Origin of the sequence: Lysinibacillus sp. NPDC097287 (assembly GCF_044761695.1) — a bacterium.
Lineage (GTDB): Bacteria > Bacillota > Bacilli > Bacillales_A > Planococcaceae > Lysinibacillus.
Genome location: NZ_JBIWCX010000017.1, coordinates 38,860 through 60,126, shown reverse-complemented (window position 1 = coordinate 60,126; position 21,267 = coordinate 38,860). Strand labels below are relative to the sequence as shown.

Sequence of the window (21,267 nt, the reverse complement as noted above, 5' to 3'; positions counted from 1 at the left end):
TCTTTTTTTCATGCATTAATGACTGAACAATATCCTCATATTGTTCATTAGTTTGCTATAGCGTCTGAACACACTTCGTTTTTTTATGCTATAATTTACATATATTTCATAACGAGGTGATGATATGGAAAGTGATAAATTGGTTTGTAAGGCTTGTGGTAATGATTCATTTACAACTGGACAAGTTGGCCATGCTAGTAATAGTAGTCAGGGTAATGTAAGACCAATAGGGGCAAAAATGGCATTTGGTTCATCATTTCTTATGACTTTTTGTAAAAACTGTGGAGAGGTTGCTTCAATCAAAGTTGATAACCCTAAAAAATTCACATAATATTTCTGTTTAGGGTCACTTTCAACCTAGTGACCCTTTAATGGTTTCTTTCTACAAAATGTGCAGTAATGTTCGTTTACAAAAAATCAATCATTACTACCTATAGTTTTAAAAAAGGATATTTTTGAAACTGTATTTAACTATGGAAAATAAATCGGCATACCCGCATTTTAATTACTTAATTGAACAAGAGTCAAAGACCGACTTATATAACCAAATGGGAACGTATCTGTAGTTGCCCTTACTCCTACGCTATCTCCCGCGTTTAATCTAGCTTGGACAACGAAGGTTGAACTGCTTCTATTAGAAATATTGAAGGCAATTAGCGTATCATCAAAAATAGGTACCCCATTGACCAAAATAGAAACTGTTAAAAATCTTTGTGTTGGATCTGGTACTGCTGTTGCTTCTGCAGACATAGATACTGTGATTTGATATACGCCACTTTCATTGACCACCAACTCATTCCCAGATGCACTAGCTGAAATATTTTTAGATAAAGGACCAACCTCATTAAATGGAACAGATGGCCCAATTACAGTCGGCTGTTCTATTGTATCCCCTATCAAAGAACCATAACCCAAAACCCCTTTTTCAGGTGGAGAAACCGGACCAGGAACTGCGATAATTTTCGGAAAAAAATTAGGTTCAATAGAACAGCATTTATTTTCACGTTTAGATGCCACTTTTTTCACCTCCTATAGCATTGGATATAAATATTTTATTCTGTTCATATGACGCATATTGAACTAAGACCTATTAGTATCACGTCTTTTGTTTTAGCCGTGGATTAAAATAAGATTACATTCTTGTACTGCACATTTTTTATCAAATGTTCAGTAATTATTTGTTATACTTTCGTATTCGTTTGTCGATAATGCTAATAAAAAACATAAAGGGGTTAGCATTATGACTGAAACACTCCCTACAAGTAATATCAAATTCCTTATTGAAGGTCTTGAAATAAGAAAACAAATTTATACAGATAGTATTAACTTTTGGCTAAAGCAACAGCAAAAAAATCCCATTAATTTGACACAACCCGTTCAACAATTAATTAAAGAAGATAAACGTAAAATTGATTTAATCAATTCAATTCTTGATGATATTAGAAACGAATTGTATCAGTCCTAACGAACGAATTACTGCACAATATTTTTCAAATATACATTCAAAAAAGTAATCAAATATTAAATTTCACATTAGCAAATACCCCCTCCTGTTAAGTAGGTATGTAATATTCCCCTAAACAATGCAACAAAACACAATGTCCTTTTCTTGAAGTAATCCGCACCTTTAGTTCAATAAAAAAAGAGTTGCCTAAGCAACTCAATAAACTTTAATTATTCACTCCGATTGTTGAAGAATTTAATTAAAGCTTTCCCCAGATGAACCGTTCTCAATTTCAGCTGCCTATGCACAATTCAGACCCTAAGCGAGCCATGAGAGCCCCTTGCAGCATAGTAGGAATCTTGCTCCATTGTGGTACAAAAAGACAGTGTCCTAGCGACGATCACAAAAGATGCCCCGCTTAGTTTTCGAATATTAGCAGATGTTTGCACCCAGCTAGACGTTTTCAAATTGAAAGTTCCAAGTTGCTGCAGCTCCCGGTATTGTTCTTCCGTTAAAAATTCAATGCCCATTGCAGTTGCCATATCAATAGCTTTATTTTTTGGCTTGTGATTTTCCCTTGATTTGAGTGGATAACGGTAGTAACAAACACTTCTGCGGCCTTTAGGACTTTCCGCGTGGAATCAATAATTTTTTAAGTTATCAAGATAAAAATGCATGTACTCAATCATTTTCTCTTGCCCTCTGTGTATCTCTTATATTCTTTTGAACCGTTATAGCTGCAAATATACTAAGAACAAATGCCATACCATAAAATCCTTTTTCGCTTAAAACAATACTTCCTGCATTGTATAAACCTATGGCCATTAATGTAATTGATACAATAAGTGCGAACCAACTAATACCATAATAAATATTAGTAACTGGTATTCCCTCATCTTTATCTCTAACTGCTTTTTGTAATGATATCGCCGCATAGAGTCCGAACACTAATACTGCAAAGTAATATCCTTTTTCGTTCAATTGCATATTTGCGTTAAACAAACCTATAAGATAAGACGCAACACCTACTAATAGCGCTGCCCAAGAAGCCCCTTTGAAGGCTGGAGTCGGTTCTCCCTCTTTCCTTTCTTCTTTCACTTTTAAATCATTTCGTTTTCCTTTATCTAATAAATCTTCATTATCATTGGACATTCAATGTTTCGCCCCCATCTTTTAATCTAATAAAAATGGAGCACCAGAGACACTGTAGTGCTCCTTCCTACATCTATTATATAGAAATCCATTACAAATAATATATAATTTTATTATAAATTTCCATTTAGGATTTGAACAAGAAAAAGCGATCTTCATTATTGAAGTATCTGCTCATTAGCATTAAGTACATAACTTCACAATCTTTAGATTTTCACGTTAAATAAAACCTTTCACTTCTCTTCAATACATTCTCTTGTGGACCTAACTAAAAGGAGTGAAATCACATGGGACATTTCCCGAGCCACTGAAAAGTGTTCTTTAAATATACTCTCTAATAAAAATATGAACTAAAGGATTATGCGCTTAAGCATTCGCTTTCCGCAGGCACAGCGTAAGTTGCAACCCTCACTACGCTTGGTTTGTTGAGTCTTACGTCTCGTGCGTGCTTCTGCCGCTACGTTTCACTCACGCTTTCGTCGCAAATAATGTTCCTGCTGGAGTCTCACGCCGCTGTCGCTTTGCTTTCGCGCGGAAGATATTCGCTGCCGCGCAAAATCCTTACATAGAAAATAATACCCATGCAAAATATCACTATAAAATAATCTTAGTTTAGAATTTTTCAGTGCCTTCACATTTCCAACGCCAGGGGACAATGATTCCAATATTTCCTCCCCCAACATTCATACCAGCAAAACCATCTGTTTCTTATATCGTTGACTTTGTATATCAATACACTTACGTATGGCTTAGAGACGGGAGACAATTTTGGTTTTACCCAACTTCGTGTGGAGTATGGCGAGGTATCTGGATATAGATAGAACGGCGTCTTCTGGCAATTCTACAGAATTGACCCAAGACTTTTTCCTCTATAATTGGCTTTATTTCAAGTCAACAATTTGCGGCGGTTCCCCTGTATCAATAGGCTTACTCTATTAGGGAGCACGTCAGGAAAATACGGATTTACAGCGTTAAGAAATATTCCACCAATAAAAAAGAACTGACCTATGTCAGTTCCGATTCTTAGCTAATCACCCGATAGTTGAAGAATAAAATTAAAGCCTTCCCTAGATGATCCGTTCTCAAATTCAAATTTAGATGTCTATGCAAAATTTAGACCCTTAGCGAGCCACGGAAGCCCCTTGCAGCATAATAGGAGTCAGCTCCATTATGGTATACAAAGACAGTGTCGTAGCGACGATCACAAAAGATTGCCCCACCGAGTTCTCGAATATTAGCAGGTGTTTGCACCCAGCTCGACGTTTTCATATCGAAATTTCCAAGTTCCTGCAGCTCCCGGTATTGTTCTTCCGTTAAAAGCTCAATGCCCATGGCAGTTGCCATATCAATAGCGTTATTTTCTGGCTTGTGTTTTTTCCTTGACTCGAGTGCTTCAAGGTCGTAACAAACACTTCTGCGGCCTTTAGGACTTTCCGCTGAACAATCATAAAAAATGTATTCGCCAGTCTTTTCATCATGGCCAACAACATCCGGTTCACCGCCAGTTCCTTCCATTTCATTGAGCGACCACAATTTATCAGTATTAGCTTCGAGCTTAGCTTGTACTTTATCCCATTCAAGATCTTTATGGCGGTTCATATTTTTCTCAAAACGGGCTTTCAAAGTTTTGAGTAGTTCCTCACGTTGCTCTAGTGGCAACTCCTTATTTCTCGTTGTCATAATAGTTTCCCCCTAATTGTTATGAATAATGGTTTAAGGACTAAATCGCTCCGCTAGTAAAAAAGCGTCTTCACTCGTGGTAGAAACACACTCCGTTTGTTTAAGTACATTCTTTCCCAAAAGATTACTTTACATATAAAATATTTAAAACACAATTTTCAGCATCTCAAATATTATTAAACACTTCTTCTCTATGCACTATCAAATTTATATCATTTGAAACACAAATACCAATAATATCTAAAATATCAGACTCACAAGTAAATGGCTGATTAATTTCAATATACTTTTTAATTGTTTTCTCTACAATTTTATACTTCATTTCGTCAACTCATCATTAATTACATATCTTTGTTTTGTGTAAGTATAGATAGAAAACCCAACTTTTCTTTAATGAATTGGTGAACAAAAAAATATGTATCGACTTTTACATCAATACATACCTAACAGCTAAAATATTTCCCCTTATATCCTTTACTTATGATATGGTTCTCTACATTAATAATAATTGGTGGTTAGCCTGATTGCATTTGGCTGATCTTCAATTATTGCCGCCATTCCTTGAATTAGAAAATGTGAAATTTATTTTATAGTTAACTTTTTTGTAAAAGATGTCAGTCAGAATACCTAATAGACCCGCGAATAATATAATTACCCCATAAATGTTGGTTTCACTAAAAAAAGTATAATAAAAACCGATTCCCGTAGTTAAATAAGCAATTGACGCAATTAAAATCCTCTTCATTTTAATACACCCCAATCATTTTGGTTTTATTTTACCGTTAAATGGAACAAATGTATATGTACCTGTTATAAGTCCACACCTTTTCTCCAAATGGCTGTTCAATAATTATATCAACTGAAAGAAATGCATTTTTGATGAGGTTGAAATACCTAAAAAACCGTTAGTGTGATTAGAATTGTCAATATAATTTTTTGATAGTTTACGTCCATGCTGGCGCACTATTATGGGGCTGTCTCATAAGCCCTTTCTTCATTAATTATTTAAAACTCATGGTGAAAAACTGATGAGGCCACTCTGCTCGCTTTTCGTGGGCTTAACTTCAGCCTCCTCTAAAAAACCGCACTTACTTATGATACGGTTCACCGTGATCTAGCTAAATGAGGTCTATAACTCCTAAATTAAGGTTATTTTTCATTTTTCTCTATTATTGAATTCACTTCATCCATTCTTGGAGTTTTAAATTCTAACTCATGAATATGATTATCTATGAATAGATATAAAAGTAAGCAATGATGAGCGCTCATCATTGCCTATACACGTGTAGACTCAAATTATTTTCAATACCCTTTACCTATCCTAAATCAAGTTTCTGAGCCAACCAAGTCTGAACTACATTCGGTAAGCCTTGTTTGTAATCAGGATATTTAAATTGAAAGCCCGTTTCAAGTAGATTTCTATTCGAAAAGTTCGTATTGGCTGTTGCATATTCTGTTAACACAGGACCAAGCGCTACCTGACATAGCCAACGCGGGAAGAAGCGAATTTTAACATCTTGGACATCCATCAAACGCTCAATCTCCTGACGAAATTCACTAGCTGGTAGGGGCTGGTTATCGCATAAAATATAATTTCCTCCGACTTTTCCATGTTCAATCAAATGTAAACAAGCACGACTACAATCCTCAATATGAATTGGGCTGAAATACGCGTCATAGCCTTTTAAACCTGTAAGTGGCTTATTTTCATAAAGTGGTCGTAAATAAAGCTGCTCCATCCACGATGTCGGTCCATAAATTTGTGCCGGATACACAATCGTCACCGGGTACCCTTGCTCCCCATATTGCTTCGCTAAATCAATCGAGCTTGCAATATACGGTCCCCATCCTTTTGGTGCACTACGGTAATGTTCATTTTGCGCAACACCATTGCCCGCGTCGCCAAAATAACTTGTCCCACCGACATAAACCACTTTCTTTAAATTCTGTGGATTGATTGCCTCGAATAATCTTTTCGTCATCTCCAGATGTCCGACCGCATATGATTCCGCGACCTTCTTCGTTACCTTCTTGCCCCAAGTTGGAGGCGCTGCTAAATGAATGACCGCATCAACTTCATTGATAAATTGCTGCCACTTTCCATCCACAAGTAAATCTCCAACAATCGTTTGCATTCCCTCGTTCTGCAATTGCTGCGCCTTCTCTTCTGAGCGTGTCAATACTGTCACATCATACCCTAAATCTTTTGCTACCTTTACTAAAACGGAGCCGATATAACCCGTTCCACCTGTTACAAAAATTTTCATTTTATACCCCTTTGCTTATGAAATAGTAATTATGTTTCAGTATTCTATCCTCTTCAACTGTCGCGAGAAGATTGTAATAATCACCATCATATAAAATTTTCTTATTATACATCTCTGTATTATTAAAAACATACTAAAATTCACTTTTTTCACTTTCACCTTACTAGTAAGTGAATTTTCTGAATTACCATGTCTTTAGGAACAGTATATATATCAAAGGTTAAAATTAGGTTAAAAAATATCGGATCTTTAAAAATAAAAAAAGCCTCACTAGGTTTAGTAATATGTGAAATTATAACATAATATTATATGTTGTAATTCAAGGTGTATAGAATCTAATAATAAAATTTATGCACAAACTTAAAGTCACCTAAAACATTGTCAAATCAACGTTCTAGATGGTTCTTTTCGTAGACCGCACTTACTAATGATACGGTTCACCGAAACTACTATTAAATTCGTTCCTAAAAATGAAATTTCTTTTTGAGCTAAAGTGCATCGTTAGCTGAGTACAAGTAGTACGATCTAATAATAAAACCATCAAATAGTCACAGTTTCTTAAATTCAGGAGTGGTCATTATTTTCTGAAAAAATCTGTTTTTAGCTTCCCTGTATTCACCCATTTCTTTGCCTTCAAATTCTCTTTTCAACTCATCATATTCCATCCTAAAAATGTCATTTAGTAATAAAACATCGCGGAATTTCCAAAAAAAATCATATTCAGAATCTATAATAGTTAATTGAACCCCTAGAGGAGGTACTGTTGAATCATCTTTAAAAGCTCTGAAGCAGTCGGTTTTTATACTGCCTTCATTGAGTTCATATAATGATGAAAGTGTCTGTACTGCAAGTAGGAATAGCTCAGGCGTAACACGCACTTGTATATCTAAATCACCCTTTGTAAGACTATAAGGGACAGCTGTACTTCCAACGTGCTGAACATCAGCTTTAGGCATATGTTCATTAATGATCTTTTTGTGTACTAAGTAAGTTTTCTCTGCCTTTTCATAAAAAAGATTGTTTTTTAAAAAATTAACTTGTTCCATATTAACCCCCTTCATAGAATTATTCAGGTTAATTTTACCATATCAATTAACTATCCTCCTCGTTAGCTGATTAACAAAAACCTTTTAGAAAACAGTCTTAAAAGCCACAAATTGCACGAAACATTCGTTCATGCAATTTGTGGCTCTTTGCGTCATTTACTTTTTTTGTGGAAATCTTTGTTTTTCTAGTCGGTTGATTTGTACAATTACACCATCCTGAATCGTAATATGCACTTCCCCAAACTGCAAATCTTGAATGGCTTTAACAATTGCTTCTAATTTCTCATCATCCGCCTTCGACTGTTGAGACATACGAAACACCCCTTCATATTTTTTTGTTGTACGGCTGTGTACAAACAGATGTCCAAGCATCATTTTGATTCGGTGAGCCCCTTATCTCTCAAAACTTTCCGCTATCATTGAGCCAAGTCCTTTCACAACTCTCGCAAGATAAATGGTGTATCTTGGAATTATTTTATAATTCTAAAAACTGGAAGTCAACATAAATATCATAAAACCTAGTCGAATACTAAGTTATAAATATAATTCAATGCATTTTGTTATTAATATATGCTTAAAAACACAAAAAACTGTGCAGAATTTTTGGCACTCTACACAGTTTTTTAGCTTTAAATTTGTTGTAAACAATCCATTAGTACTTTAGCTGTTTCTTCCTTGCCATTTACCTTGATTGGTTCTCCTGTTGTCGGTACAATCCAATGCGGCTCTAGCTCACCGTATAAAGACTGAGAGCTATTTGCCACCATAAACTGTGCATCTGATGATTCCATACGCAGACGTGCTCGTGATAACAAGAAATCCACATCGTCTGTCGCTTCAAGCTTAAAGCCGACAAGTGTGACATTTGGATGCCAGTCTTTGATGTGTCCTAACACTTTTGGTGCTTTTTTAAAGTAAATAATCGGAGGCTCGTCCGAAGGCATTTTGCCCGCTTCCTCCATTAAGTTGCCAGATTGGTCATATACCTTGTCTATCACCCAATCAGAACCCGCCGCAGCCATAATGACAATATCGACGTTTTCTTCTTGAAGCGCCGTACGAATTTTATCACCTAGATCTTCAATTCCTTCAAAGCCCACTAAACGCATTTTATCTTTATTTTCAGGTAGCTTCGCAAAATAGCCATGCATATATAGCACATTGGCTCCAGCGGCAAGTGCTGCTTCAGCCAAATAGCAGCCCATTACCCCCTTCGATAAATTCGTATGTCCGCGCACACGATCCCATTTTTCAAGCGTCCCCCCACTTGTAATAAGCACCGTTTTCCCTTTTAAAGTCCCCATACAGTCACCTTTTTCTTAAAAATCTATGTATACTATTTTAGCGTAAAATAACAAAATAACCTATTTCTAATTTTGCTCATCTAACCAAGCTTTCAAGATTTCTGCAAATTTCTTCGTGACAGGTGAAGCATGGTGCTTCATTGCCAGTCCAATTGTACGGTACCCACCTTGTTTTAGTGGGATCGTTCTAAGTGAAGCTGGGAATCGGTCAATCACTAATTTGGGCAAAATACTCATCCCTAAATGATGTGTAATCATCGAAATAATGCCTATTTCTTCTGATAACTCAAATCGAATATTCGGCTTCACCTGATATTGCTCGAGAAGAACCTTCACATCATTTTTACCCCTATAAGACGTCATGATAAACGGCATATTTTCTAATTCGACAATATCAATCTCTTCTTTATCATATAAAGGACTTTTGTCGGATACTATGCAGAGGAGTGGATCATGGCGTAGTTCGATAAATTGAAATTGATCTGACTTTTCACCATTCAAAAATCCAGCGTCGACTTCCCCACTTTGCAACCATTGCTCAATTTCATAATAATCCCCTTCACGTAGTTCCACTGTAATACCCGGATAATTAGTATCCATAATTTGAATAATTTCAGGCATCCAGTTTGAGGAAATACTCGAAATTACACCAATCCGAACTTTCCCACGGGTTACCCCAAGAATATGTGCTGCCTCTTGCTGTAATAATTCTTCTGCATCCAATACATGGCGCATTGAAAGAAGCATTGTTTGCCCCTCACTAGTTAGTGTCACACCCGATCGACTGCGATGAATAAGTGCAAATCCTAGCTCTTTTTCTAAGCTAGAAACAGCATGACTAACTGCAGATTGAGTTAATCCAAGTGCCTCTGCTGCCTTCGTGAAACTCATTTGTTCTGATACTTTACTTAGTATTTCGTATTTTACTAAACTCACTACATTCTACCATCCATGAATTATTTTAATACTACTCATTATAAACATTCGTTTTACTAATCTCAATGGACCATATATAGTAAATTTTATCAATAAACTGTTTTAGTACAGAAACTGTAGGTGAGCATAATGACTATTCAAGGAAAAGCAAATATATTGATGATTATCGTGACAATGTTTTGGGGCTTGTCTTATACCTTTATGGTGTTGGGGCTTGAAACATTGGCCGTTTATAATGTAGTGGCGTTACGGTGTTTAATTGCATTTTTCGTAGCAGGACTGATTTTTTATAAACGCATGGTAAAAGTCAATTTCAAAACATTAAAGTACGCAGCAATCCAAGGCTTTTTCTTACTTCTTTTATTCGCGCTTAGCCTTTTCGGATTAGAAACGACTTCGGCTTCGAATGCAGGCTTTATTTTAAGCTTAACCGTTGTATTAGTGCCGATTATGAGTAGTTTTATCGAAAAAAAATTACCGTCAAGAGCCGTCCGTTTAGCAATTATTTGTACCATGATAGGGATTGTCATTTTAACTGTACAAGGATCTTTCGCGTTTAAACAAGGTGATATTTTAATGGCCATTGCCGCATTTGGCTATTCCATATACTTAGTGTTAAATAGTACTTTCACACGTAGCGTCGAATCGATTTCTTTTGGCATCTATCAATTAGGTTTTGCAGGACTTTACGCGTTAGTATTAACATTCCTTTTTGAAACGCCAACATTACCGAATACGACAATTTCATGGATTTCGATTTTAGGTTTAGGGCTTGTTTGTAGTGCTTTTTGTTTCATCGGGCAAACTGTTGCACAACAGTATACATCCCCTACCCATACAGGCTTAATTTTCTCTTTGGAACCAATTTTTGCTGCAATGTTCGCAGTAATGTTCTTAGGGGAAGGCCTCACAACGAAATTACTAATTGGCGGTGGCTTTATTTTAATCGGTAACTTAGTCGCACAGTTTGAACAACTCCATATCATGCGCTTCTTTAAAAAGCCAGCACATGAAAAAGTTGTTTAGGAGATATTTGCAAAGTTTCAATCTTATATATTCAGCTACCTATAATCTCGTTCTAAAAATAGAACGGGATTATATACATTGAGGGTTACTGGCCTCAAACCCGATTATCTAAGTTTTATCGGTAATGATGGTGAATTGGTTGAAACAAACCTTCTTGAGAAGTCCGTACAACTGAAAAATTATCCACATTGTAGTGACCGTGAAGTATTTCATTATGATGACTTATGATTTGTACTGCAGATAGTATTGGCGAATCTGTCGTCGAATGGCCATCGCTAACTAAAGTAACATCAAAATGATTTACCGTTGCAGTTCTCACTGCTGTATCTATGCAATGTTCTGTTTTACATCCCATGATAACAAGGTGTTCAATCGCTTTCTCCTTTAAAAACTCCATTAAGGGAGTTCCATAAAATGAATTTGTAGCTGATTTATCAAATGTTATAGCTGTTTTCGGTACGTTCACGTCAGAGTGTATTTGGAAACCTGGACCCTTGCCGTCAGCAACATCCTTATCTCTTATAAAAATTATCGAAGCATCGGTTTTTAAGGCTTCATCAATAACCAAATTAATATTCTCTATTAATGCTTCTTTATTAAGTACACTTTTCTCTTCACTATTGCCATCAACTAATTCTTGTTGGACATCAATAATAAGCAAAGCTTGATTCAATATAAAAGCCCCTTTTGATTATAATTTTCATTCATGATTCGTTTTTCCACAAATAGTGAAAGCGACAAATTAGGCAATTCAATTTGATCATCTTATATCTAAACATTCACCTTATAATGCAGCTCTAACACATCTCCCGGTACCCCTCTTATCCCCCAGTTATGTTTCGGTGTTTCAAAAATTGTGATTTCAATATCTTGAGGAGATATATTTATTCTGCTTTCTATTCGTTCAAATAGAAGCTTGATTAATTGCTTTTTGGCTTCAATTGTACGTCCTTCAAACATACTAATCTCAATAATTGTATAGGCATCGGTTCTGCCATTAGCAAAGTAAAAATCTTCTGTGTCCATAGGAAAGAACCTATGAAATTTCTTATCAGCTGGAAATTCCAGTGCATCAACCATGCACGAGTGAATTATATTCGATAATGTCCCCTTAATTGGATTTAAATGTTCTTTAATCCCGTAAACTTTAATTTGCCCCATCTAATCTAACCTCTCTTTTCCAAACTAACTATTAGACCTTATTCTAGAACGCGACTGGAAATACCTTCAACTGAGCACAAAAAAGCAGAGCGCCGGTGATGCTCGCTCTGCATTTTCTTTAAACAAGTTGATCTTAGTCAATTCGCGAAGAATTTTCACGTTGAACGGAGTTTGCTGCATGATCAATAGTATCGATAAATGGCTCTGATTTATTTAGGTTATCACCTTGTTCTGCAAATAAAACAATGGCACCGTGTTCAAGCAACTGACCATAATAAGCTATTTGTCCATCTGTTAGGTCAAATCGCTTTAATCCTTCGGTTACTGCAGAGTCACCAGTAAACCATGATTTAAATTGGTCTACCAAGTTCCCTGCTGCATGTGTTTTTACATCAGCGTCCTCTTTTACATCCTCAAATTGAGATGTATCTCTCGTAATAATGTTGATGTCTTGATAATTAATGCCATCTCGGCGCATGCTATCTAATTTACGAAGCATCTCCTCTTGAGAATGTGCCACTTCAATTCGTTGATTTTGTTCATTTTTCATGTCCAATTCCTCCTAATTTATATGGCTTATTATCTTTTTACCCCCTTGATTTAAGATAAAACATATTTACATTACATTTAATCTGTCTGTAATAGTTGTCATATATTTAATTATTAATTACCCAGGAACGCCTTTAGCATCCATGCATGCTTTTCAATGGACTGGTACATCGCATTGAGTAAATCCTCTGTACGGTCATCGCCCTCTTCAGCAGCTAGCTCCATTGTAGAATTCAACGCTTTCATAAGCTTTTCAAAATCTGAAATAGTTGTTTCAACCATTTGGATCGTTGATTCCTTCCCTGTCGCTTCTTCTATATAAGAAAGCTCTAAATGCTCTTTTAATGTTGCAACGGGCTTACCACCTTTTGATAAAATACGTTCTGCTATTTCATCTAGGTTTAATGTTACTTCGTTATATAATTCCTCGAACTTTTCATGCAGCGTAAAGAATGCATTTCCTGTCACATACCAATGATAGTTGTGCAATTTTGTATAAAGCACTGAGTATGAAGATACCAAATGATTTAATTCTGTGTTTAGTTTTTGCGTCATTGTCTTTCTCCTCCAACTTGTCGAATAGTTTGATGCTACACTCTCATTTATTCCCTACCGGCATAATTTAAAACATTGGATATCAAATTCATACTAAGAAAACAAACTTTCTACCAAATAAATATTTAACATTTCTAAATATTTTAGCTATAATAAACTCACTTACAAAAAAGGGGTGTTATTCCATGGAAGCTTTGCCATTACGTAAAGATGTGCCTTTAAAACAAACTTGGAATTTAGCTGACTTATTGGCGCAAGACACAGATTTCGATCCTGCATTAACACAAGTTATAGAGGATGCAGTAAACTTCGAACGTACTTATAAGGACTCTATTACCGATGCACAGAAGGTAATTGATGTATTAATTGCCTATGAATCACTCCAAGAAAGTATCGTACCAATCGGTGCTTATGCTAGCTTGAACTTAGAGGTAGATCGTACAAATGATGCAGCACAAATGCGTGCAGCAAAATTCGGCTCAGCTGTTGCCAAAATCAGCAGCTCCCTATCCTTTGTACGCAGTGAACTACTCAATTTGCCAACTACGACACTTGAAGAAGCAGCTTCATTAAGTCCACTCTATAAAAACTTTTTAGATGAGCTATTAAAGCAAAAACCTCATCAGCTACATCCTGAAGTAGAAAAAGCATTAGCTTCGCTAAGCGCTACTTTTAAAGCACCTTATGAAACATATAACACGACAAAACTTGTGGATATGAATTTCGGAGAATTCGAGGTAAATGGCACTAGTCACCCACTTAGCTATGTATTATTCGAAAATGACTGGGAACTCGAAGCAGATACAGATGTGCGTCGCGCTGCCTTTGAAGCATTTTCTTCAAAACTACGTGACTATCAACATACAACTGCGAAGGTGTATAACACACATGTGCAGCAAGAAAAGACAATGGCGAACTTACGTGGCTTTGACTCGGTAATTGATTATCTATTGTTTGATCAAGACGTGGACCGTGAGCTTTATAATCGTCAAATTGATTTAATTACAAAAGAACTTGCACCTCACATGCGTCGTTATGCAAAACTTATTCAAAAGGCACATGGCTTAGAAAAGATGACGTTTGCAGATTTAAAAGTTGCACTAGACCCAAGCTATGATCCAAAAGTGACAATGGATGAAGCAAAGGATTATATTAAAAAATCCCTAGCTGTCATGGGTGATGACTACAACCAAATGATTGAAAAAGCCTTTAATGAGCGCTGGATTGACTTTCCACCAAACAAAGGGAAATCGACTGGGGCATTTTGTTCAAGCCCATATGGTAGTCACCCGTTTATTTTAATATCGTGGAATCAACGTATGAATGAAGTATTTACGCTGACACACGAGCTTGGTCATGCTGGTCATTTTGTGAATGCACATGCACATCAATCGTATTTTAATAGTCGCCCTTCTTTGTACTTCATAGAAGCACCGTCTACAATGAACGAAATGCTACTAGCAAATTATTTATTAACGCATAATGAAGATACACGCTTTAAACGTTGGGTTGTTTCGAATATTGTATCGAAAACCTACTATCATAACTTCGTCACACATTTGTTAGAAGCCGCATATCAGCGTAAAGTCTATGAACTTATTGATAACGGTGAATCAGTAAACGCAACTGTGTTAAATCAATTAAAACGCTCTGTCCTAGAAGATTTCTGGGGAGATGCTGTTGAAATTACTGAAGGCGCTGAACTTACTTGGATGCGTCAGCCACACTACTATATGGGCTTATATCCATACACATATAGCGCAGGTCTTACAATTTCCACACAAGTATCACAACGTATATTGAAAGAAGGCGCTACGGCTGTTGATGAATGGCTAGCTGTCCTTCAAGCTGGCGGCACAAAAACACCAGTAGAACTAGCGAAAATGGCAGGTGTCGATGTTACAACCGACCAACCGCTTCGTAACACAATTACCTATATTGGTGACTTAATCACTCAACTCGAACAACTAACTATAGAAATCGAAGTATAAAGATAAGCCGTCTGTGCACGTTTTTTGCGCATTGACGGCTTTTAATTATTTTGTTCTAAACTAGTAAAGTCGTACATATAATAGATTTAGGGCGTCCCTCCACATTATTCGATTTTTCAAAATAGATAATCATTTTTCTTCATACGAAAGTACCGTTATTATTAATAGAGTGCAATATATCTAGCAAATATCTAATAAGAATTTTCAAAGGAAGTGTTTTTATTTATGGTAAAACGTAATGATCCATGCCTATGCGGCAGTGGCAAAAAATACAAAAAATGTTGTGAAGGTAAACAACAAATTTCAGTTGAGACTGTAGCGATTGAAGAACTAGAACGCGTACTACAAACATTTTATTTGGAATATCCAGAACGCAAAGATGTTCGTGCATATATCGACCATGTAGGTGCTTGGCAGCCAAAATTAGAAAGCGTACTTCAGCGTGAGCTTATTGAAGCGATTGCACTGGATGACTTCTTCTTCCATCAGCAACCAAATATTTGGACAGGCTATTTAAAGAAAACGAAGAAAAAAGTAGTACGTCCTTCTACGCTAAGAGTTTTAGACGGCTGGTCACAACCTAAATTATTCATCGGTACGGTTAATGTTGTGGAAGAAGATTACTTCCAAGCAACACATGTCCTTTCAAATGAGGTTATTAACCTTCGTCGTGAAAATGACAAACCAATCCCTGAAGGTATGCAAGTATTTGCATTTATCCTACCAGACGGTACATCTAACGAATCGAATTATTTAGCTGTTTCTACACTGATTTTCTTCCCAGAAGACCACGCTAAAGTATTCGAGCAATTGAAGAAAAACTTTGAAGCATCGAAGAAATCTGTCGAGGCATTTTTACAAGAAGATCATTTATCATTCTGGGAGTTACTTGTATCAAACGGCTATAAAGGCGAAGAATTCTCTAGCTTTGAAAGTGGTGTATTGACACAAGTAAAAGAATTCCTTGAGCAAAATGAACGTGAAACAGCAGCGATGCTAGAGCTTTTAGAAGACTATCTAATCGAAGGTCAGCCTACTGCTCGTAAAGAAGCAGCAATCGCAGCTGGTGCGATTCGTTACGGCCAAGAAAACGGTCTATTTGAATCATTATCTATGAATGTCAAAGAAATCGCTGCAACCTTCGATATCTCTGCTTCATCTTTAACTAAATACTATCAAGATTTATGTAGCTATACTGCAGAAAAATAATAGACAGCCCCCTTTGCATATCAAATCGCAAAGGGGGCTTTTAGTAAACATAAAAAAGGCTGGTGAGTTGTCTATAGAGACGACTTACCAGCCTTTTTTATAAATTTAACTATGGTAACCAACCAAATATTATTATTGCCCAAAATACTTCAATTCATACTTCGTTGTAGTTGTTTAAAACATGAGGAGTAATAATAATACTACATTAGTATAATATATTTTTATCAAAAAGTATATAAAAAATATTAAAAACCGATATATATTATCAGTTTTTTATACCAATGTATCTAATATATACCAACAACATTTTACCATTTAATATATGTTTATAAATAGAAAAATATGCTTTCAACTCAAAAAAAAAAAGCAAAAGCGAGGTACTCGACATTTATATTGCCGAATACCTCGCTCATTATTACTAAATTTCAGTAGTACACTTCTATGATTTATATACTTTCATTAGTTCTTCGCCTAAAAATTGTAATTGCTCGCCCACTGTACAAGATGTGATACAAAAGCGATGAGCCCCTGTTTTACCACGATCTTTACGCAATTGTTTGATCACTAAGCAGTCCCCACAATACGTATCGTGTAGCTCGTCAATATCTTTCATGACTGTCACTTTATCCACTTGAAAACTCTCGCTCCTTTCACCCAAATTTCACTTCCTCCTATTATGAAGGGAAGGTCTTTTCTAGACAACTATTTTGTTTAAACCAATTCAATTTTGATGATTGTGCAAACTGTTTCTTGTTGTACAATATAAATGTATATTATTTTTTGCAAAGTAGGGATCGCATGTTAGAAGTTTATATTGATGCTGCAAGTGCCGGTAACCCTGGTCCAAGTGGTATTGGCATCTTCATCAAAGGTGAAGGCCATCATGAGCAAATTAGTGAATACATTGGTACATCAAATAATCATATTGCAGAATTCACCGCTTTAATACGCGGATTAGAAGAAGCGAAAAAACTTGGTACATCAATTGTTTCCGTTCGTTCTGATTCAAAAATTGTCGTTGCCTCTATGGAAAAAGAATATGTAAAAAACGAAGAATTTAAACCTCTTCTTGCGCAGGCATTACAACTTGCCGCGAGTTTTGATCTATTTTTCATAAAATGGGTACCAAGTAACCAAAATAAAGCCGCAGATGCATTAGCACGTGCGGCGATTCTTAAAGGTAAAAAATAAGAGCTTAACTGCCAACAAACAAGGAGCTGTCCACACTGAGAATGGATAGCTCCTTGTTCAAATTATCTAAATCGCGATAACTTCATCCTCATTGGGGTAAAATATGATTAATCCCTTGCTCGGGGTGCGCGACTTATCGCTCGGGTTGAGTGACTTTCGCTCCGGTTGTGTGACTTATCGCTCTGCTTGTGTGACTTTACGCTCCGGTTGAACGAATTAACGCTCCTGTTGTGTGACTTATCGCTCCGGTTGTGCAACTTATCGCTCGGGTTGAACGAATTAACGCCCAACTTGAGCGACCTCACACCAAACTTGAGCGACTACTCGTCTTGGCTGAGTATGTATTACAATCCTTTATTCACTTTACTTCTAACGAAACTGGAGAGAAAATATAATGATCTCTTTCTACAGGAGCAGCAATGGAAATAGGCACACGCTCAGAGAAAATAGGACCATCCACTACAATTGTGTGGAACTCCCCGTTCTCGCCACACGCATCGATGCCCGCAGCTTCTAGCTCCTCCATCAATTCTTTTGTCAATCTTTTACCAACATAGGAAGCAGGCATCATTTTTGTATTTACTACAATAATCCACGCCTCAAAACCAGTTTCTAGCAGTTCCTCTACCACTGTCCGCCTCGCCATGTTCCACAACGGATGAACTGCTATAATATCCGATTTCGCACATGTTGTTTGGACCCATTCTAAATGATCTTCCAAATCAATATCACCAAACACACCGTGCGTTATGCCTTCTGCTCGACATGTGTCCATCGCAGCGATAAATTGTCCTTCATATGAGCTCCAACTTGCAGATTTAGTTAAAAGTGATACTCCCAATCTATCTACTTGTGCTTGCACGACGTCTAATGGAATTGCATGAGATTTAGAAATCTCCTTATTGTCCTCAAACATCGTTAATATTTTCTTTGGAACCATCCCTAATTGCAATGCCCGATAATAGGCTAGCGCTGAATCTTTCCCACCACTCCACGAAGCAACGAAATGTACGTTATTCATAGTAGTTTCACTCCCTTTTTTATAATTGCTACCAGATGTGTTATTATGCTATCTAAGTTGAACTTAACCATTAAGTAAGCCGCTATCTTTAATTCAACATATATTGTAATTTTAACAGCTTTATCTAATGTAAGAGAATATTTAGCATTTACGATATTTAGAGAAAGTCGAGTTACTAATTGTTAGGGATAAACTGTTTTATTTCATCAGACAATATCTCTGTATCCCACGGAGCCCAAGTATACGTCACCCCATCGAATTGTACGACGTATTTATAGGCAATCGGCTCATTTGTATGCAAAACAATTTCGTAAAAACTGGGATCTCCATTATCTATATTCGGTTGAAAATTTGCATCTTCCTGACTGTTCTTTAATAGGTCAAGTAAGCTCTGTATGTCCTCATTTTTTGTAATTTCATTTATTCGTTTACTTCCTTCTGTTGCATACGCTTCATAAATTTCTACTTTCTTTACTTCATCTGAAGGCAGATCTTTAAAATGCCATTTATAGTCGTTGCCTTCGTTCTCATAATAGACTCGATAGCCATTAATCGCTTGCTCATCCTTTACCGCAATCATATCTTCCTGACCTTCCAATGCGTAGATGTTTGTACCTTTTTCGTGAAAAGCAGCATCCCCATCTTTTATTTTGTATGATGAACTCGTGACATTATCCGCTACTTTAAATTTCACCGTTCCAATTTGGTTCCCTACATATTGGTCATCAGCTAAAGCGCCTGAAAAAATCACGTAATAGTTTTTACCATTCCATTTAATAAAATCAACCCAATCAATTACCTTTTGACACCCTGCCAATAAAATAACAAGCAAACTTAGCTTCATCCATATCTTCATTTCCCTCACCCCTTTACCCGATTAGACTGAACTCGCAAAAAAAGTTACAGTAAAAACTGTATATGATGCCTTCTAGCAAAGCTAATCTATTAACAATAGTACCTAAAACAATTCTAAATATATCAGATTTTCCAATTATTCAGAATAGATATTGACATCTAATTATTACGATGATATGCTTTGACACATTAGTAGTTTAGCAAACGAAAGCATAAAGTTACTATTTTCTAGCTTTCTAGTAAAACATTTATTATTTATGTGAGGGGAAATTGATTATGAAGCGTATTTTTACACTACTTTTCGCGTTCACAGCTGTACTTTTTTTAGCAGCTTGTGGGACATCTGATGAAAAGACATCTGGTAAAGACAACACAAATGACAAAGAAGAAACACCAAAAACAGAAAAAATCATCGTTGGTATTGATGACAAATTCGCACCAATGGGCTTCCGCGATGAAAAGAACGAAATCGTCGGATTTGATATCGACTACGCTCGTGCAGCAGCTGAGCATATGGGCGCTGAAGTAGAATTCCAACCAATCGATTGGAAGACAAAAGAATCTGAATTAATTAGTGGTCGTATCGACTTAATTTGGAATGGTTACACAATTACTGATGAGCGTAAAGAAAAAGTATTATTCACAAAGCCTTACCTAGAAAATGCTCAAGTTGTAATGACTTTAAAAGATTCTTCAATTCAAGTACTTGGTGATTTAGCAGGCAAAGAAGTTGGACTTCAATCCCTATCTTCTGCATTAGATGCTTTAAATGCTAACCCAATTCAAAAAGAAATCAAAAAAATTACCGAATTTGCAGATAACGTTTTAGCATTAACTGATTTAAAATCTGGTCGTGTAGATGCTGTCGTTATTGATGCGGTTGTAGCAGAATACTACATGACACAACAACCTGATACATTCAAACTATTAGAAGAATCACTTGCACCTGAACAATATGGTGTTGGTGTAAAACCTGGCAATGAAGCTTTATTAGAAAAACTTCAAGCAGCTTTAGATAAAATGAACGAAGATGGTACTGCAGCTGAAATCTCTGAAAAATGGTTTGGAGAAAACAAGGTTTTAAAATAAGTGAATGTTATCAAAGAGGCTGTCTGTAAGTATTTGAGACAGCCTCTTCTGTGCGAAAATAGAGTATTAATGAGGCTGTCCCATATGAGCCTTTATGCTTATTGGACGGCCCCTTTTTAGGAGGGGAATTTTTATGGCGGACTACTGGCAGACAATGATCATGCCGATGCTTGAAGGAGCAAAAATGACAGTGCTGCTGTTTATTATTGCGATTCTTGTATCGATTCCACTAGGCTTCTTACTTACATTTGCTGTGAAAAGCCGTTTCAAACCGCTAGCTTGGTTTGCACAAACATATATTTATGTGATGCGTGGTACGCCACTATTACTACAGCTATTATTAATTTGCTTTGGTTTACCGATGATGCCGGTTATTGGTGAATATCTCGTACTCGATCGATTCGTAGCGGCTTGCCTTGGGTTTATCTTGAACTATGCAGCCTACTTTGCAGAAATATTCCGTGGAGGCTTACTTGCCATTGATAAAGGACAATATGAAGCTGCTCAAGTGCTCGGCTTATCGAAATGGCAAACAACAACGCGTATTATTATGCCGCAAATGTTCCGCGTGGCACTACCAGCGCTGTCCAACGAATCCGTGACACTTATTAAAGATACAGCACTTCTATATGCAGTAGCTGTTCCAGAGCTACTTCACTTTGCACAAACTGCCGTAAACCGTGATTTCACGATTGTACCGTACTTTATCGCAGGGGCTATTTATTTAGTGATGACGCTGTTCTTAACGTTAATATTTAAGTGGTTGGAAAGACGTTTTAAATTTGAATAGA

Annotated in this window: 24 protein-coding genes and 1 pseudogene; 8 read left to right on the top strand and 17 right to left on the bottom strand. The window is 36.5% G+C overall.

The genetic code is table 11. The annotated features are described in order from the left end of the window. Positions 1-124 precede the first annotated feature (124 nt). Positions 125-331, top strand: coding sequence for a hypothetical protein (locus tag ACIQ2D_RS18945; protein ID WP_402866870.1), 207 nt, complete (start codon positions 125-127; stop codon positions 329-331). 170 nt (positions 332-501) lie between these two features. Here the strand turns inward: ACIQ2D_RS18945 and ACIQ2D_RS18940 are convergent, their stop codons facing one another. Then, on the bottom strand, positions 502-1,017 hold the full coding sequence (locus tag ACIQ2D_RS18940) for a hypothetical protein (RefSeq protein ID WP_402866869.1): 516 nt from the start codon (positions 1,015-1,017) through the stop codon (positions 502-504). 223 nt (positions 1,018-1,240) lie between these two features. On the opposite strand from ACIQ2D_RS18940, the gene ACIQ2D_RS18935 reads away from it, so the two are divergent. Further along, positions 1,241-1,465 carry a hypothetical protein gene (locus ACIQ2D_RS18935; protein WP_402866868.1) on the top strand — a complete coding sequence of 75 codons (225 nt, stop codon included), beginning with the start codon at positions 1,241-1,243 and terminating at the stop codon, positions 1,463-1,465. Between the two features lie 290 nt (positions 1,466-1,755). Here ACIQ2D_RS18935 and ACIQ2D_RS18930 read toward each other — a convergent pair. From ACIQ2D_RS18930 to ACIQ2D_RS18890, 9 genes and pseudogenes are all read right to left on the bottom strand, one after another. Then, a pseudogene (locus ACIQ2D_RS18930) lies at positions 1,756-2,067 on the bottom strand (DUF4256 domain-containing protein); the annotation flags it as partial. 58 nt (positions 2,068-2,125) lie between these two features. Further along, entirely contained in the window at positions 2,126-2,596 is a 471-nt protein-coding gene (yiaA, locus tag ACIQ2D_RS18925; protein WP_402866867.1) for an inner membrane protein YiaA, read from the bottom strand. 1,113 nt (positions 2,597-3,709) lie between these two features. Next, entirely contained in the window at positions 3,710-4,276 is a 567-nt protein-coding gene (locus ACIQ2D_RS18920; protein ID WP_402866866.1) for a DUF4256 domain-containing protein, read from the bottom strand. A gap of 166 nt (positions 4,277-4,442) precedes the next feature. Further along, positions 4,443-4,598: a hypothetical protein gene (locus ACIQ2D_RS18915; RefSeq protein WP_402866865.1), complete on the bottom strand. Its 156-nt coding sequence runs from the start codon at positions 4,596-4,598 to the stop codon at positions 4,443-4,445. Positions 4,599-5,592: 994 nt separating this feature from the next. Then, positions 5,593-6,543, bottom strand: a complete 951-nt coding sequence (locus ACIQ2D_RS18910; protein ID WP_402866864.1) for an NAD-dependent epimerase/dehydratase family protein — start codon at positions 6,541-6,543, stop codon at positions 5,593-5,595. A 548-nt stretch (positions 6,544-7,091) separates the two neighbouring features. Next, positions 7,092-7,589, bottom strand: a complete 498-nt coding sequence (locus ACIQ2D_RS18905) for a GrpB family protein (RefSeq protein ID WP_402866863.1) — start codon at positions 7,587-7,589, stop codon at positions 7,092-7,094. Between the two features lie 156 nt (positions 7,590-7,745). Next, positions 7,746-7,901: a YezD family protein gene (locus tag ACIQ2D_RS18900; protein ID WP_402866862.1), complete on the bottom strand. Its 156-nt coding sequence runs from the start codon at positions 7,899-7,901 to the stop codon at positions 7,746-7,748. A gap of 317 nt (positions 7,902-8,218) precedes the next feature. Further along, positions 8,219-8,893 (bottom strand): phosphopantothenoylcysteine decarboxylase domain-containing protein, encoded by a 675-nt coding sequence (locus ACIQ2D_RS18895; protein ID WP_402866861.1) that lies wholly within the window; start codon positions 8,891-8,893, stop codon positions 8,219-8,221. Positions 8,894-8,959: 66 nt separating this feature from the next. Next, positions 8,960-9,829 (bottom strand): LysR family transcriptional regulator, encoded by an 870-nt coding sequence (locus tag ACIQ2D_RS18890; RefSeq protein ID WP_402866860.1) that lies wholly within the window; start codon positions 9,827-9,829, stop codon positions 8,960-8,962. 129 nt (positions 9,830-9,958) lie between these two features. Between ACIQ2D_RS18890 and ACIQ2D_RS18885 the strand changes: the two genes are divergently transcribed. Beyond that, complete coding sequence (locus ACIQ2D_RS18885) at positions 9,959-10,855, top strand: DMT family transporter (protein WP_402866859.1); 897 nt, start codon at positions 9,959-9,961, stop codon at positions 10,853-10,855. A 115-nt stretch (positions 10,856-10,970) separates the two neighbouring features. Here the strand turns inward: ACIQ2D_RS18885 and ACIQ2D_RS18880 are convergent, their stop codons facing one another. The 4 genes from ACIQ2D_RS18880 to ACIQ2D_RS18865 all read right to left on the bottom strand — a co-directional run bounded on the left by ACIQ2D_RS18880 (position 10,971) and on the right by ACIQ2D_RS18865 (position 13,120). Beyond that, a complete protein-coding gene (locus ACIQ2D_RS18880; protein ID WP_402866858.1) occupies positions 10,971-11,528 on the bottom strand; it encodes a cysteine hydrolase family protein in 558 nt (185 codons plus the stop codon). Between the two features lie 98 nt (positions 11,529-11,626). Further along, the gene (locus ACIQ2D_RS18875) at positions 11,627-12,016 is read right to left on the bottom strand and encodes a tautomerase family protein (RefSeq protein WP_402866857.1); all 390 of its coding nucleotides are present in this window, start codon (positions 12,014-12,016) and stop codon (positions 11,627-11,629) included. Positions 12,017-12,149: 133 nt separating this feature from the next. Next, the gene (locus tag ACIQ2D_RS18870) at positions 12,150-12,566 is read right to left on the bottom strand and encodes a general stress protein (protein ID WP_402866856.1); all 417 of its coding nucleotides are present in this window, start codon (positions 12,564-12,566) and stop codon (positions 12,150-12,152) included. Between the two features lie 113 nt (positions 12,567-12,679). Beyond that, positions 12,680-13,120, bottom strand: a complete 441-nt coding sequence (locus ACIQ2D_RS18865) for a Dps family protein (RefSeq protein WP_402866855.1) — start codon at positions 13,118-13,120, stop codon at positions 12,680-12,682. A gap of 185 nt (positions 13,121-13,305) precedes the next feature. On the opposite strand from ACIQ2D_RS18865, the gene pepF reads away from it, so the two are divergent. Together pepF and ACIQ2D_RS18855 are read left to right on the top strand one after the other, a co-directional pair. Continuing rightward, positions 13,306-15,111 carry an oligoendopeptidase F gene (gene pepF / locus ACIQ2D_RS18860; RefSeq protein WP_402866854.1) on the top strand — a complete coding sequence of 602 codons (1,806 nt, stop codon included), beginning with the start codon at positions 13,306-13,308 and terminating at the stop codon, positions 15,109-15,111. A 225-nt stretch (positions 15,112-15,336) separates the two neighbouring features. Beyond that, a complete protein-coding gene (locus ACIQ2D_RS18855; protein WP_402866853.1) occupies positions 15,337-16,320 on the top strand; it encodes an SEC-C domain-containing protein in 984 nt (327 codons plus the stop codon). A 439-nt stretch (positions 16,321-16,759) separates the two neighbouring features. Here ACIQ2D_RS18855 and ACIQ2D_RS18850 read toward each other — a convergent pair whose 3' ends face one another. Then, a complete protein-coding gene (locus ACIQ2D_RS18850; protein WP_402866899.1) occupies positions 16,760-16,951 on the bottom strand; it encodes a zinc-finger domain-containing protein in 192 nt (63 codons plus the stop codon). Between the two features lie 167 nt (positions 16,952-17,118). Between ACIQ2D_RS18850 and ACIQ2D_RS18845 the strand changes: the two genes are divergently transcribed. Continuing rightward, positions 17,119-17,511 carry a reverse transcriptase-like protein gene (locus tag ACIQ2D_RS18845; RefSeq protein WP_402866852.1) on the top strand — a complete coding sequence of 131 codons (393 nt, stop codon included), beginning with the start codon at positions 17,119-17,121 and terminating at the stop codon, positions 17,509-17,511. A 358-nt stretch (positions 17,512-17,869) separates the two neighbouring features. Here ACIQ2D_RS18845 and ACIQ2D_RS18840 read toward each other — a convergent pair whose 3' ends face one another. Then, entirely contained in the window at positions 17,870-18,532 is a 663-nt protein-coding gene (locus tag ACIQ2D_RS18840; RefSeq protein WP_402866851.1) for a Dph6-related ATP pyrophosphatase, read from the bottom strand. Positions 18,533-18,707: 175 nt separating this feature from the next. Then, positions 18,708-19,388 (bottom strand): hypothetical protein, encoded by a 681-nt coding sequence (locus tag ACIQ2D_RS18835; RefSeq protein WP_402866850.1) that lies wholly within the window; start codon positions 19,386-19,388, stop codon positions 18,708-18,710. A 275-nt stretch (positions 19,389-19,663) separates the two neighbouring features. Between ACIQ2D_RS18835 and ACIQ2D_RS18830 the strand changes: the two genes are divergently transcribed. Both ACIQ2D_RS18830 and ACIQ2D_RS18825 read left to right on the top strand, forming a co-directional pair. After that, positions 19,664-20,476, top strand: a complete 813-nt coding sequence (locus ACIQ2D_RS18830) for an amino acid ABC transporter substrate-binding protein (protein WP_402866849.1) — start codon at positions 19,664-19,666, stop codon at positions 20,474-20,476. A gap of 133 nt (positions 20,477-20,609) precedes the next feature. Beyond that, on the top strand, positions 20,610-21,266 hold the full coding sequence (locus tag ACIQ2D_RS18825; protein WP_402866848.1) for an amino acid ABC transporter permease: 657 nt from the start codon (positions 20,610-20,612) through the stop codon (positions 21,264-21,266). The last annotated feature ends 1 nt before the right edge of the window (position 21,267 follow it).